Annotated in this window: 15 protein-coding genes, 1 tRNA gene and 1 riboswitch; of the genes, 13 read left to right on the top strand and 3 right to left on the bottom strand. The window is 56.6% G+C overall.

What is annotated here, in order from left to right; translation table 11 throughout:
• The first annotated feature begins 47 nt into the window (after positions 1–47).
• From ihfB to pyrF, 4 genes are all read left to right on the top strand, one after another.
• Complete coding sequence (ihfB, locus tag AACT07_RS12090; RefSeq protein WP_005299934.1) at positions 48–332, top strand: integration host factor subunit beta; 285 nt, start codon at positions 48–50, stop codon at positions 330–332.
• 158 nt (positions 333–490) lie between these two features.
• A complete protein-coding gene (locus AACT07_RS12085) occupies positions 491–775 on the top strand; it encodes a LapA family protein (protein ID WP_005337143.1) in 285 nt (94 codons plus the stop codon).
• Positions 776–784: 9 nt separating this feature from the next.
• Positions 785–1951 carry a lipopolysaccharide assembly protein LapB gene (lapB, locus tag AACT07_RS12080; RefSeq protein ID WP_005351163.1) on the top strand — a complete coding sequence of 389 codons (1167 nt, stop codon included), beginning with the start codon at positions 785–787 and terminating at the stop codon, positions 1949–1951.
• Positions 1952–1969: 18 nt separating this feature from the next.
• Positions 1970–2671 (top strand): orotidine-5'-phosphate decarboxylase, encoded by a 702-nt coding sequence (gene pyrF, locus AACT07_RS12075; RefSeq protein ID WP_069527958.1) that lies wholly within the window; start codon positions 1970–1972, stop codon positions 2669–2671.
• Here pyrF and rrtA read toward each other — a convergent pair.
• Positions 2646–3239, bottom strand: a complete 594-nt coding sequence (gene rrtA / locus AACT07_RS12070) for a rhombosortase (RefSeq protein WP_074042643.1) — start codon at positions 3237–3239, stop codon at positions 2646–2648. The two genes, pyrF and rrtA, sit on opposite strands and share 26 nt — an antisense overlap.
• Here rrtA and AACT07_RS12065 point away from each other — a divergent pair.
• From AACT07_RS12065 to AACT07_RS12045, 5 genes are all read left to right on the top strand, one after another.
• Positions 3238–3861, top strand: coding sequence for a tRNA-uridine aminocarboxypropyltransferase (locus tag AACT07_RS12065; RefSeq protein ID WP_069527957.1), 624 nt, complete (start codon positions 3238–3240; stop codon positions 3859–3861). The two genes, rrtA and AACT07_RS12065, sit on opposite strands and share 2 nt — an antisense overlap.
• Before the next feature lie 20 nt (positions 3862–3881).
• On the top strand, positions 3882–4589 hold the full coding sequence (gene queC, locus AACT07_RS12060; RefSeq protein WP_069527955.1) for a 7-cyano-7-deazaguanine synthase QueC: 708 nt from the start codon (positions 3882–3884) through the stop codon (positions 4587–4589).
• A gap of 61 nt (positions 4590–4650) precedes the next feature.
• Positions 4651–5322, top strand: coding sequence for a 7-carboxy-7-deazaguanine synthase QueE (gene queE, locus AACT07_RS12055; protein WP_069527953.1), 672 nt, complete (start codon positions 4651–4653; stop codon positions 5320–5322).
• A gap of 1 nt (position 5323) precedes the next feature.
• Positions 5324–5554 carry a DUF3820 family protein gene (locus AACT07_RS12050; RefSeq protein WP_005337126.1) on the top strand — a complete coding sequence of 77 codons (231 nt, stop codon included), beginning with the start codon at positions 5324–5326 and terminating at the stop codon, positions 5552–5554.
• Positions 5551–6126, top strand: a complete 576-nt coding sequence (locus AACT07_RS12045) for a cob(I)yrinic acid a,c-diamide adenosyltransferase (RefSeq protein ID WP_064337720.1) — start codon at positions 5551–5553, stop codon at positions 6124–6126. Before AACT07_RS12050 ends, AACT07_RS12045 begins: the two co-directional genes overlap by 4 nt.
• 71 nt (positions 6127–6197) lie before the next feature.
• On the opposite strand, the gene AACT07_RS12040 is transcribed toward AACT07_RS12045, so the two are convergent.
• Complete coding sequence (locus tag AACT07_RS12040; RefSeq protein WP_005337123.1) at positions 6198–6602, bottom strand: H-NS family histone-like protein; 405 nt, start codon at positions 6600–6602, stop codon at positions 6198–6200.
• Between the two features lie 302 nt (positions 6603–6904).
• Positions 6905–7076, top strand: a riboswitch (Lysine riboswitch).
• Positions 7077–7164: 88 nt separating this feature from the next.
• On the opposite strand from AACT07_RS12040, the gene AACT07_RS12035 reads away from it, so the two are divergent.
• Together AACT07_RS12035 and AACT07_RS12030 are read left to right on the top strand one after the other, a co-directional pair.
• Positions 7165–8745, top strand: a complete 1581-nt coding sequence (locus AACT07_RS12035; RefSeq protein ID WP_069527952.1) for a Na+/H+ antiporter NhaC family protein — start codon at positions 7165–7167, stop codon at positions 8743–8745.
• Between the two features lie 91 nt (positions 8746–8836).
• The gene (locus AACT07_RS12030) at positions 8837–9418 is read left to right on the top strand and encodes a thymidine kinase (protein ID WP_005351181.1); all 582 of its coding nucleotides are present in this window, start codon (positions 8837–8839) and stop codon (positions 9416–9418) included.
• 80 nt (positions 9419–9498) lie between these two features.
• On the opposite strand, the gene AACT07_RS12025 is transcribed toward AACT07_RS12030, so the two are convergent.
• Positions 9499–10836 (bottom strand): flavohemoglobin expression-modulating QEGLA motif protein, encoded by a 1338-nt coding sequence (locus AACT07_RS12025; protein ID WP_069527950.1) that lies wholly within the window; start codon positions 10834–10836, stop codon positions 9499–9501.
• A gap of 158 nt (positions 10837–10994) precedes the next feature.
• Between AACT07_RS12025 and AACT07_RS12020 the strand changes: the two genes are divergently transcribed.
• Entirely contained in the window at positions 10995–11450 is a 456-nt protein-coding gene (locus tag AACT07_RS12020) for a YbjN domain-containing protein (protein WP_005337119.1), read from the top strand.
• Positions 11451–11584: 134 nt separating this feature from the next.
• Positions 11585–11672: transfer RNA gene (locus AACT07_RS12015), tRNA-Ser, on the top strand.
• Positions 11673–11839: the final 167 nt, after the last annotated feature.

The raw sequence follows: 11839 nt of genomic DNA, 5'->3' as shown, positions 1-11839 counted from the left end.
CTGGCAAAATGAATATTGCATGTGATCGGGGAAGGAGATTTAACGTTATGACCAAATCAGATCTCATCGAACAACTGGCAGCCAGCCGCATGCATATGCCGGCCAAGGATGTCGAAGCCGCCATCAAGGAGATCCTTGAGCAGATGGCGTCGACCTTGCAAAACGGCGACCGGATTGAAATCCGCGGATTTGGCAGTTTTTCACTGCACTATCGTGCGCCCCGTGTGGGCCGCAACCCCAAGACTGGGGACAAGGTTGAACTGACCGGGAAATATGTCCCGCATTTCAAACCTGGCAAAGAGTTGCGCGAGCGCGTCAACATCATTGAATAATGCAGAAATGGGCATACCTCGGGTATGCCTTTTTTCTTTTTGGCACCGATTCCTGTGCCAATCGTCTTGTTTCTTAAACTCTTTTCCCATTCACTCTAGAGTCTGCCTGCGATTTTAAGGATAATCAGCCTCTCATTAGATACTGACAGGGAGCTCTTATGAAGCGTATTTTGGCCCTCATTCCGCTGGTGCTGGTGTTTGTTCTGACCCTGGCGCTGGGCTCACAAAATGGCCAGCTGGTTCAGTTCAATTACTTGATCGCTCAGGGTGAGTTTTCGCTTGCCATGCTGTTGGGCTTCTTCTTCGCTGGCGGTTTTTTGCTGGGCTGGCTGGTATTCGGCCTGCTGTTCCTGCGCCTGAAAATGCAAAACCGCACCCTCAACCGCACCATGCGTCGTCAATCCCGCGAGTTGGAGCTGGCCCGGTCACCGGGTAAGGAATAATGTTCCTCAATGCTTGAACTGCTTTTCCTGCTGTTACCCATCGCCGCCGGTTATGGCTGGTACATGGGTCGCAGGAGTGTTCGCCAGGACACCCAAAAACAGAGTAACCAGTTTTCCCGCCAGTATGTGGCGGGCCTCAACTATTTGCTGTCCGATGAATCCGACAAGGCGGTGGATCTCTTTATCCAGCTGCTTGAGGTGGACAGTGAAACCATCGAAACACACCTCTCCCTCGGCAACCTGTTTCGCCAGCGTGGGGAGGTCGATCGTGCCATCAAGATCCACCAGAACCTGGTAACCCGCCAACTGACCCGGGAGCAGCGACAGCTTGCCCTGCAGGAGCTTGCGCGCGACTTTTTGGCTGCTGGTCTGCTGGACCGGGCGGAAGCGCTCTGGAATGAGCTGTGTGACGACAGCGATTTTGAAGAGACGGCGCTGGCACAGCTGTTGATCATCCATCAGCAGTTGCGGGATTGGGATAAGGCCATCGATGTGGCGGTTCGTCTGCAAAAATTCCAGGGCAAGAAGCTGGCCGACCCCATCTCCCATTTCTATTGTGAACAAGCCGAGATCGCGCTGCGTGAGGGCAATAAAGGGGAGGGGCTGGCCAAGCTCAAACGGGCGCTCAGTATCAATCCGGCATGTGCCCGGGCCAGTTTGCGCCTCGCTGAGCTCGCCATGGCAGAGGGGGAGTATGAGCAGGCCAGCAAGGAGCTGCTGCGGGTGTTCGAGCAGGATATCGACTTTGCCTCCGAGGCAATGCCCAAATTGCTCGAGTGCTATCAGCAGTTGGGCCGCACGCCTGCGTTGATCCCGCTGCTTGAGAAGGCAGTGGAAGATCACGCCGGTGTCAGCGTGACCCTGGCCCTTGCCAAGCTGGTTGAAGAGCGTGATGGCCTGAGTCAGGCCCGTTCGCTGGTGCTGCGTCAGCTGCGTCGTCATCCGTCGATGAAAGGTTTTTACCAGTTGGTGGGTTTTCAACTGGCCAGTGCGGAGGAGGGGCCTGCCAAGGAGAGCCTCGAACTGCTGCAACAGCTGGTCGGCGAGCAGATCAAAATCAAGTCAACCCACAAGTGTCGGCAGTGCGGCTTTGCTACTCACTCGCTGTTCTGGCAGTGCCCGTCTTGTCGCCAGTGGGGTTCCATCAAGCCGATCCGTGGTCTGGACGGTGAATAACAAGCAATAGGATGTGAGATGCAAGATCCCAAAGTACTGGTAGCGCTGGATTATCAGCACGAGGCAGATGCCTTAGCGTTCGTTGAACGTATCTCTCCGGCCCAGTGCCGTCTCAAGGTAGGCAAGGAGATGTTTACCCTGTTTGGCCCGCAGTTTGTACGCCAGCTGGTGGCCAAGGGATTCGATGTCTTTCTGGATCTGAAGTTTCACGATATTCCCAATACCGTTGCCAAAGCCGTGGCAGCCAGTGCTGAGCTCGGTGTCTGGATGGTCAACGTGCATGCCAGTGGTGGTGAGCGGATGATGCGTGCCGCCAAAGATGCGCTACTGCCTTATGGCGACAAGGCCCCCCTGCTTATCGGCGTGACCGTGCTGACCAGCATGGAGCAGTCCGACATGATCCCTCTTGGCCTGGATGTGAGCCCTGCCGAGCAGGTGATCCGGCTGGCTACCTTGACCAAAACATCCGGCTTGGATGGGGTTGTCTGCTCTGCCAACGAGGCCCATGAGCTTAAAGCCTTGCTGGGCGAAGATTTCAAGCTGGTGACCCCGGGGATTCGCCCGACCGGTTCAGCGGCCGGGGATCAGCGCCGGGTGATGACACCGAAAGCGGCGGTCGAGGCGGGGTCCGATTATCTGGTTATCGGTCGCCCCATTACGCAGGCTGCCGATCCGGCCGCCATGCTGGCCAGCATCAATGCCGAGCTGGTTGGTGCGTAACAGGCTCACTCAGTGATACGCGGTGCAGGCCGAGCAACAGGCCTGCACCGGCCCCGATAAGATGAGAGCCGATGTGTACCCTGGCATTGATCAGGGTGGATATCGGGCTCTCTCCTGCGTTGTAGAAGTCCATCGCCAGCTTGAGCCCCATCCCTGCCAACAGTAGCCAGCCCGATGTGCGGCGTCCGTGGCGAATATCCTGCATTGCCCCCCAGACAAACAGGCCATGCAGCGAGCCGGATAGCCCCATGTACCACTGGGTCTGCGGGCACCACCACCAGATCCCCAAGCCCACTGCCAGCCAGAGCAGCAACATCAGCAGCGGCAGGCGAGCCCCGCCCAGATAGTCGCGAAACAGGCTATAGAGGATGGCGAGCCCACCCAGATTGAGCAGCAGGTGCCACAGATTGGTATGAGCCAGATTGCCTGTTATGATCCGCCACCCTTCGCCCCCGGCGATCAAGGGCCGATCGAAGGAGAGCTGAAGATTGGGAACGGTAAAGAAGAGTAGCAAGCTGGTGAGAGAGAGCGTGATAACCCAGAGCAATCCAGATTTGTCTGACAACATGAAACAGTCCAACGACAAGAACAGTCGATACTGTACACGTTGCACCCGAGCCCTCAAAGCCTGCCTGTGCGATTATATTGTGCCGGTTGACAATCACACGCCCCTCTACATCTTGCAGCACCCCAACGAGGTGGCACATCCCAAGGGGACTGCGGCACTACTGGCGGCCTCTTTGCAACAGTGCGAGATCCATGTGGGGGAGGACTTTTCCCGCGATGAGTGGCTCAATGTGCTGCTGGCTGACCAATCCCGTCGTTATTATTTGCTCTGGCCGGATGAGGATGCCATTTCGCTGACCGATCTTCGCCAACAGCTGGAGAGTGAACCCTCTGGCAAAACGTCCATCGCCTTTATCTTGCTCGACGGCACCTGGCGCAAAGCCTATCGCATGTTGCAGAGCAACCCGGCACTGGCTTGCTTGCCCCGCATCGGTATTGGTGCCATTGCCGGTCAATATGCCATTCGCAAGAAACCCTTTCCCGATGCCCTCTCTACCATAGAGGCGGGCTATCACCTCTTGTCCCGGTGGGAGGGGAGGCTGGAGCGCTATGCGCCCTTGCTGACCCTGTTCAATCGGTTGAATACCCAGTGGCAGGACTTTGCCGAAGGCCGCCGCGCGTGACATTTGAAGGAGTTATCAAGATGAAAAAAGCAGTCGTGGTTTTCAGCGGCGGTCAGGACAGCACTACTTGTCTGGTGCAGGCATTGGCCCGGTATGATGAAGTGCACGCCATCACCTTCGACTATGGCCAGCGCCATCGGGAAGAGATCGACACCGCGCGCCGTCTGGGCAGTGCACTGGGGATTGCCGCCCACAAGGTGATGGATGTAACGCTGCTCAATGAGCTGGCGGTCTCTGCCCTGACCCGTGACGACATTCCAGTCAGCTGCGAGCTGCAGGATAACGGGCTGCCCAACACCTTCGTGCCGGGCCGCAATATCCTGTTCCTGACCCTGGCCTCCATCTATGCCTATCAGGTAGGCGCCGAAGCGGTGATCACTGGTGTGTGCGAGACCGACTTCTCCGGCTATCCCGATTGCCGTAACGAGTTCGTCAAGGCCCTCAATCAGGCGGTGTCGCTGGGGCTGGATCGCGGCATCCGTTTTGAAACTCCCTTGATGTGGCTCGACAAGGCCGAGACCTGGGCACTGGCGGATCACTATGGTCACCTCGACACGGTGCGCCAGCAGACCCTGACCTGCTACAACGGCATTGCCGGTGACGGCTGCGGCACGTGTCCTGCGTGTGAACTGCGCCGTCGCGGTCTGAACAACTATCTGGCCGACAAGGCGGGCATTATGGCCAGGTTGTTTGAGAAAACCGGGCTGGGTGAGAAAAGCGCAGAGTGAGCCTGCGTCTTGCCGTGGCTTGGGGTATAATCCGCGACTTTTGCAACAAGCCGTGATCGAGATGCACTACCCAATCAACGAGATTTTCCAGACCATCCAGGGGGAGGGCATCTTTACCGGCCTGCCCGCCATCTTTGTTCGCCTGCAGGGTTGCCCGGTGGGCTGCCCCTGGTGCGATACCCGTCATACCTGGGTTGTTGATCCGGCTCGTGAAGTGGGCAAGGCGGCGGTGCTGGATCGCTCCAACGAATCCGATTGTTGGAGCCAACTTAGCACCGCGCAGATTATCAAGAGCTTTACCGACCTGGGTTATCAGGCGCGCCATGTGGTGATCACCGGTGGCGAGCCCTGCCTCTACGATCTGCACGAACTCTCGTCAGCATTACTGGCGGCGGGTTATCAGGTGCAGATTGAAACCAGTGGCACCAGCGAGATCAAGACCCATGAGCAGACCTGGGTGACCGTCTCCCCCAAGATCGGTATGAAAGGGGGGCTGCCTGTGCTGGTCTCGGCGCTGGAGCGGGCCAACGAGATCAAGCATCCGGTGGCCACCGAGCACCATATTGAAGAGCTGGATGCGCTGCTCGCTACCGCTACCCTGCGCCCGGACGTGGTCATTGCCTTGCAGCCGATCAGCCAGAAGCCAAGGGCCACCCAATTGGCGATGGATACCTGTATCGCGCGTAACTGGCGACTCTCAATCCAGACTCATAAATATCTGGATATTGATTAATATGGATTGGCTATCCGACGAACAGGTGCTGCTGACTCTGACCAACAAGATGCCTTACGGTAAATATCAGGGGCGGCGTATCATCGATATTCCCGAGCCCTATCTGGTGTGGATGGCGCGCAGCGGTTTTCCGGCGGGTAAATTGGGCCAGACGCTGGCGTTGGCTTACGAAATCAAACTCAATGGACTCGAATCCATGATTATTCCCATTATTAACAGGATGTCGGTATGAGAATATATACGAGGCAGGGCGATAAGGGCATGACCCGGCTGGCCGATGGTATCCAGTTGCCAAAGGATCATTTGCGGGTCGAGACCTACGGTTATATCGATGAGCTCAACTCCCATATTGGCTTGCTGATTTGTGACGTCCCGTCGCAAGAGGTCGGCTTATTGGCTGATTTACAGCTGTTGCAACAGGAGTTGTTTGATCTGGGGGGCGAGTTGGCATTCTCCAGCGACGCCCAGAATGAATCGATTTGGCAAGTCAATGCCGCCTGGACCACTCGCCTTGAACAGCAGATAGATCGTTATAGTGAGCCATTGCCACCGCTGCGCCAATTTATATTGCCGGGTGGTTCCCGTGCTGCGGCGCAAGCGCATGTGGTGCGCACTCTGGTGCGTCATTGCGAGCGCTTGCTGCTGACATTGAGCCGGGAAGAGCGGGTCAATCCCGAGGTGCTGCCCTATCTGAACCGGATGAGTGACTGGTTCTTTACCGTTGCCCGCTATCTCATCTGCGTGGCAGGGGATCGTGAAGTTCTGTGGGTCAAGGCAGCAGATCGCCCGCAATCGGCTATCTGATATTTCACGTTTAAGCGGCAATAAAAAAACCTCGCCTTGGCGAGGTTTTTTTATTAGCAACGAGATTGAGATCAGATAGCAAAGTCTTCCAGTGATTTGCCTGCTGCCACTGCGCTGGCAATAGCCGAAGGCATACGGCCCTGGCCGGTCCAGGTTTTCTCTACGCCATTATCCTGATAGCGATATTTGGCAGGACGTGGCGCCCGCTTGGCTTTTTCTGATTTGCCGGGGTTGGTAGCGACAGCGCTTACCAATTCTGCCGGGTCAATACCGGCGGCTTTCAGCATTTCGCTATATTCGTTAATTTTCCGCAGATGCTCTTCACGGGCCTGACGCTCGGCAGCCTCATCCTGCTGACGCTCAGCAACGATCGCAGAGAGTTTTTCCAGTGCCTCTTCCAGTTGTTCCAGAGAAAGTTCGCGGCAGGTCGCACGCAGACTGCGGATATTAAGCAGTACCTTTAAAAATTCATTCATAGGAGTTACCACGTCGAGTCAGAGAAAAATATTATGTTCCAGCTGATTCTTGCTTGGCGATTTAAATAAGTCAAGCCGGGTTAAATATAATATCCGTGGGGAACATCAATACAGATATTTAATATGGTCTGCAATAGGCTTGGAGATTGGATGCCAATGAAACCGCAGTAGGTGAAAATAGCGTCAAAACAGGCGTTGTTGCATCATTTGACTACCATTTTTCGACCTTGATATGTTTATCGTGACTATTTAATCAAAAAACTTGCTATAAGCTGCCATCTCGATAAAATGTGCGGCGAATACCTTTAAGTAGAGGCGCGCTGCCTATGAGTATTTGTGCGGAGGGTGATGCCTGTGATGCACAAGGAAAGGAGTCAGCGCCGAAGTGGCCAGGCCATCATACCGGGCTGCTGGTTCTGCATCTAATAGGTGCAGGACTGCCATAGTCATCCACTATGGAGCGCTACCTGAAGGGGCTGAGGAGTATAACCTCCCCATAGGTTTTGTTTCTTTAGATCCTCTCGGTAGATCTCCACCTGTAATCTTTAGGTGCAAAGAGATCATGGACATTAGTCATTTCGCCGACTCCGGTTGGTCCGTTCTTCCCCCCCTGTTGGCTGTCGCGCTGGCGATCCTAACCCGCCGCGTACTGTTGTCCCTTGGTGTGGGCATCGTCACCGGCAGTTTGCTGCTCAATCAGTTTTCGCCCCTCGAATCCCTGCATTACATGTTGAATACCGTGCTCAAGATCTTCTGGGTCGATGGTGCGCTCAATCGTGACAACGTCAACATGATCCTGTTTATGCTGCTGCTGGGCGGCCTCATCAGCCTGATGAGCGTCTCCGGGGCGACCCGTGCCTTTGCCGAGTGGGCCGAGCGTCGTGCCAAGACCCGCAAGGGCGCCAAAGCCCTGACTGGCATGATGGTGTTTGCCTTCTTTATCGATGACTTCTTCCACAGCCTGTCGGTGGGGGCCATCTGCCGTCCGGTCACCGACCGCTTCCAGATCTCCCGTGCCAAACTGGCCTATCTGCTGGACTCCACCGCGGCGCCGGTCTGCGTGCTGATGCCCATCTCCTCCTGGGGCGCCTATATCATCGCCCTGGTTGGCGGCATCATGGCGGCCCACGGTCTGACCGAGCAGAGCCCCATCGCTGCGTTTGTCGAGATGATCCCGATGAACCTCTACGCCGTCTTCACCCTGATCATGGTGTTGGTGGTGATCGCCTGTCAGCTGGATATCGGCCCGATGCGTCAACACGAAGCGTGGGCGCTGGAAGGCAAGCTGTGGGATGAGTCCAAGGGCCGCCCCATCGGTCTGGATATGGAGAGCCCGGAGGAGAGCAACGGCGGCATGATCGACATGGTACTGCCGATCCTGACTCTGACCGCCGCCACCATCTATTTCATGATTGATTCCGGTGCTGCGGTGCTGAGCGAGAAAGGGCTGCCCTTCAGCGTGCTTGGCTCGTTCGAAAACACCAACGTCGGCTCTTCGCTGGTTTACGGTGCCCTGTGCAGTCTGGTGGTCTCCATCGGTCTGGCTATGCGCCTGAAGCTGGGTGCCAAGAACTGGATCAAGGCCGCGCCGCAAGGCGTCATGGCCATGCTGCCAGCCATCAACATCCTGCTGTTTGCCTGGACCATAGGTGCCGTGGTACGCGACGTGGAGACCGGCAAGTACCTGGCTTCGCTGGCTAACGGCAACCTGCCGATCGAAGTGCTACCTGCCGTGGTCTTTATCCTCTCCTGTGCCATGGCGTTTGCTACTGGTACCAGCTGGGGTACCTTCGGCATCATGCTGCCGCTGGCCGGTGACATGGCCGCTGCCAGCGACATCAGCCTGATGCTGCCGATGCTGGCTGCGGTACTGGCTGGCTCGGTGTTCGGGGATCACAGCTCACCCATCTCCAGCACCAGCATCCTCTCTGCCACCGGTGCCGGTTGCCATCACATCGATCACGTGATGACCCAGCTGCCCTATGCACTGGCCATCGCCTTCGGCGCGGCCATCGGTTACCTGGCGATGGGCTTGATGCACTCCAGCCTGGCCGGTTTCAGTGTCAGTGCCCTCTGGTTCGTGCTCTTTACCGGCTATCACCTGAAAAAGGCCAAAGCGCGGCCAGTGCTGGCCACCGCGTAACATTTATAGAGCAAGGGGCCCGCGGGCCCCTTGGTTTTGTCAGGGGCTTTGGTTAGCATGCGCCCCATAAATTCAGTTTCGGAACAGTATCATGGCTTCACTGCACTACAAATTTGCCACCATGAATTCAGGCAAATCCACCCAGCTCATTCAGGCGCACTTCAACTATCTGGAGCGGGGCATGCATCCTCTGGCGATGACGCCAGCCATCGATGACCGTTTCGGGGTCGGGGTGATCAGTGCCCGTGTTGGCCTTGAACTGAAGGTGGACGTGTTCAGCGACAGCTGCGATCTGTTTGAAATGGTGAAAGCGCGCCATGCGAAGAAACATATCGATGTCTTTATCGTGGACGAGGCCCAGTTCCTGACCCGTGAGCAGGTCTACCAGTTGGCCCGCATCGTCGATGAGCAGGATATTCCGGTGATGGCCTATGGCCTCAAGACCGATTTTCGCGGCGAGCTGTTCCCGGGCTCCTACCATCTGCTCTGTCTGGCCGACAAGTTTGAAGAGCTGAAGAGCATCTGTTGGTGTGGCAACAAGGCTCACATGAACTCCCGGGTCAATGAAGCGGGGCAGGTGATGCGTGATGGCGAACAGGTGGAGATCGGTGGCAACGATCGCTATGTGTCACTCTGTCGCAAACACTATCTCGAAGGTCGGGCTTACAAGTAATTCGGCTGCGATATTTGAATCGTCGAGCAGGGCGCCAATCTGGCGCCCTTTTTATTTTCCCCAACTTCTATCGCTGTGGTTCAGTCGATCTCGATATCCACCGGCGCAATGATGGGGTCGGCCACCGGCAGGCGTTGAAACAGCTGGCGAAAATGGTGCTGTACCCGACCGATATCGACCAGCGACATGCCGGAGGCAAAACCGAACCAGACATAGAGGCCGGTGAGATCGCGAAACATCGGCGGCAAATAGCGGGGTGCGGCAATCAGCCCCTCCAGATAGTGCTGATAGAGCACCGGAATGTCATCCAGTGTCACCTTGCCGACAAACAGCATCGGCAGGATCTCGGGCACCCCTTCCAACACGGCGCTGCGGATAAAGTTGACCGTCTCCACATAGCCACGCACGTAGGAGAGATCCTTGGTAAAGCAGGCGCCGCCGCCCACCATGCCGCCACGAAAGACCCGCTGGGTGATCTTGTAGGCGTCGTGCTCGCTGGTGCCCTGCTGCACGAAGTGCTGAAACACCTCGATAAAATTGGCGCCGCGCTCGGCCATGTCGATGGCCATCACCCGATCGGAGATACGCTTGGCCCGATCCGGAAAGGAGCTGAAGGTGAGGGTCTCTATCAGGACGGCCAACCCCTCCTGACAGGCGGTGATCCGCGGTGAACCGGCGCTCAGCCAGGTGGCATAAGGCTGCTGGCGACCGTTGAGGGTGGTGCCGACATGGACCCACCCCTCGTGTACCTCCAGCACCTGCAAGTCCAGCTCGGAGAAACAGGCGTGGGAGTTGAGCTTGATGTAGTCGCCCCCGGCCGCGGCGTCAGAGACAATCCCATCGCTCAGCTTCACCTGCACAGTGCCGTCACTGAAGTAGCTCGACAGCTTGCCCTGCAGTTTGGCGACCGCGGCCTCTCCTTCGAACTCCTTGGGGTAGGGGCGCACCAGATGGCGGGCGCCGGGCAGGGAGAAGATATCGCACAGGCGGGCGCCCAGCTCCTTGAGAGTCTTGCGATCCCCGCGCAGGTGATCGCTGGCAGAGCCATAAAGCAGCTGGCTGTAACGCTGAAAATCGGGTTGGCCGCGCTGGCGCAGCATCTCGATCACCACCATGTACTGATCGACCGTCTCTTGCAGGATCCGGCCAAGATCGTCCTGCGGCCCTAGTTTTCTGCGGATCCGGTCCCGCAGCTCCTTGAGCTCCAGATACTTGTTGCGCGGTTCGAAGCCAAGGGGGAGGGCATCATAGAAGTGCGTGTCGATAGCGGGCAGCTCTCTGCCACCGCTTGCCAGAAAACGCTCTTGCAGATGGCGTGGCCATTTGATGGCATCCAGAATGCGGATGGGTTTTTGCAGGGTGAGCAGCTCATCCGAGAGTGATTTCAGATGAAGGCGATACTTTTCTTGGATAGTCATGGGGCCCCCTGTGGGGCAAGCGTCATCGTGGATTTGGCTGAGTATATGCATAGCGCTTGCCAAAAAGAAGCGAGCCGCAGGGTTATCGGGTTGGCGTGCTTTTTGTTGATAGCAAATTGGTTTAGACTGCGCCCCTTGATCCCAATCTTGTCGTGGAAATGATGAATATCCCCAGCTCCGAAATGATAATGCGTTGGTTGCAACAGGCTCGTATCGAGCACTATGTCTGCGACCAGTGTCACGGTATCCACATTGTCTCTTTGCAGTCGGTCGATGGTATTCAGGAGAGCCGGATCTTCGTGGAAGAGGAAGGCCTGCTGTTCTCCTCCGAGCTGGAAGTGCGCCCCTCCGCAATGCTGCCGCTGGTTGCCGAACTGGGCCGACTCAATATGCAGTACCCCTCCCTCAAGGTGTTCCTCGATATCATCGATGACAACCTGCCGCGGCTGGTGGTCGGCCACACCGTCTTTACCAAGGCCGGACTCAGCGTCGAGCAGTTCCTGCTGTTCGTGCAAAGCACCATCGCTGCCACCCACGAACTGGTTGCCGAATGCGAACGTTCCGGCTTCCTCAACCTGCCGGAAATCCAGGTTGCACCGGAATCTGTGCATTAAGTGTTCGAACGGTTCGCCAGGTGAAAAAAGCCGTTGACGCGGGCGGGGCTTTCCCCTAAATTACGCCCCGTTCCAGCGCAACAGCGTAGCGAACACCGTGTTGGCTGAACACGTTAAACCACAGACCAAAATTTGGTGAGGTGTCCGAGTGGCTGAAGGAGCACGCCTGGAAAGTGTGTATACGGCAACGTATCGAGGGTTCGAATCCCTCCCTCACCGCCAAATTGCAAAAACCGACCTGATGGTCGGTTTTTTGCTTTTCGGCAAACGCAAACACCTATTTGTATGGAGATGGTATTCACCTGATAGTTGCCTGTAGTGGTCAACTAAATCCGGACACTTGGTTAGGCCGAACCTCGGCTTTTGCTGGCGTCATCCCGTCATTGTGT

The organism is Aeromonas sp. ANP5, assembly GCF_963870295.1.
Lineage (GTDB): Bacteria > Pseudomonadota > Gammaproteobacteria > Enterobacterales > Aeromonadaceae > Aeromonas > Aeromonas veronii.
This window is presented reverse-complemented; position numbering and strand designations above follow the sequence as displayed.

What these genes read in the sequence shown, in the direction of transcription:
- queC (WP_069527955.1), top strand. Translation starts at nt 3,882, where the DNA reads ATGAAAAAAGCAGTCGTGGTTTTCAGCGGCGGTCAGGACAGCACTACT.
- rrtA (WP_074042643.1), bottom strand. Translation starts at nt 3,239, where the DNA reads ATGTTGTCAGACAAATCTGGATTGCTCTGGGTTATCACGCTCTCTCTC.
- AACT07_RS12040 (WP_005337123.1), bottom strand. Translation starts at nt 6,602, where the DNA reads ATGAATGAATTTTTAAAGGTACTGCTTAATATCCGCAGTCTGCGTGCG.
- lapB (WP_005351163.1), top strand. Translation starts at nt 785, where the DNA reads ATGCTTGAACTGCTTTTCCTGCTGTTACCCATCGCCGCCGGTTATGGC.
- AACT07_RS12035 (WP_069527952.1), top strand. Translation starts at nt 7,165, where the DNA reads ATGGACATTAGTCATTTCGCCGACTCCGGTTGGTCCGTTCTTCCCCCC.
- AACT07_RS12065 (WP_069527957.1), top strand. Translation starts at nt 3,238, where the DNA reads ATGAAACAGTCCAACGACAAGAACAGTCGATACTGTACACGTTGCACC.
- AACT07_RS12050 (WP_005337126.1), top strand. Translation starts at nt 5,324, where the DNA reads ATGGATTGGCTATCCGACGAACAGGTGCTGCTGACTCTGACCAACAAG.
- AACT07_RS12045 (WP_064337720.1), top strand. Translation starts at nt 5,551, where the DNA reads ATGAGAATATATACGAGGCAGGGCGATAAGGGCATGACCCGGCTGGCC.
- AACT07_RS12030 (WP_005351181.1), top strand. Translation starts at nt 8,837, where the DNA reads ATGGCTTCACTGCACTACAAATTTGCCACCATGAATTCAGGCAAATCC.
- AACT07_RS12025 (WP_069527950.1), bottom strand. Translation starts at nt 10,836, where the DNA reads ATGACTATCCAAGAAAAGTATCGCCTTCATCTGAAATCACTCTCGGAT.
- pyrF (WP_069527958.1), top strand. Translation starts at nt 1,970, where the DNA reads ATGCAAGATCCCAAAGTACTGGTAGCGCTGGATTATCAGCACGAGGCA.
- AACT07_RS12085 (WP_005337143.1), top strand. Translation starts at nt 491, where the DNA reads ATGAAGCGTATTTTGGCCCTCATTCCGCTGGTGCTGGTGTTTGTTCTG.
- ihfB (WP_005299934.1), top strand. Translation starts at nt 48, where the DNA reads ATGACCAAATCAGATCTCATCGAACAACTGGCAGCCAGCCGCATGCAT.
- queE (WP_069527953.1), top strand. Translation starts at nt 4,651, where the DNA reads ATGCACTACCCAATCAACGAGATTTTCCAGACCATCCAGGGGGAGGGC.
- AACT07_RS12020 (WP_005337119.1), top strand. Translation starts at nt 10,995, where the DNA reads ATGATGAATATCCCCAGCTCCGAAATGATAATGCGTTGGTTGCAACAG.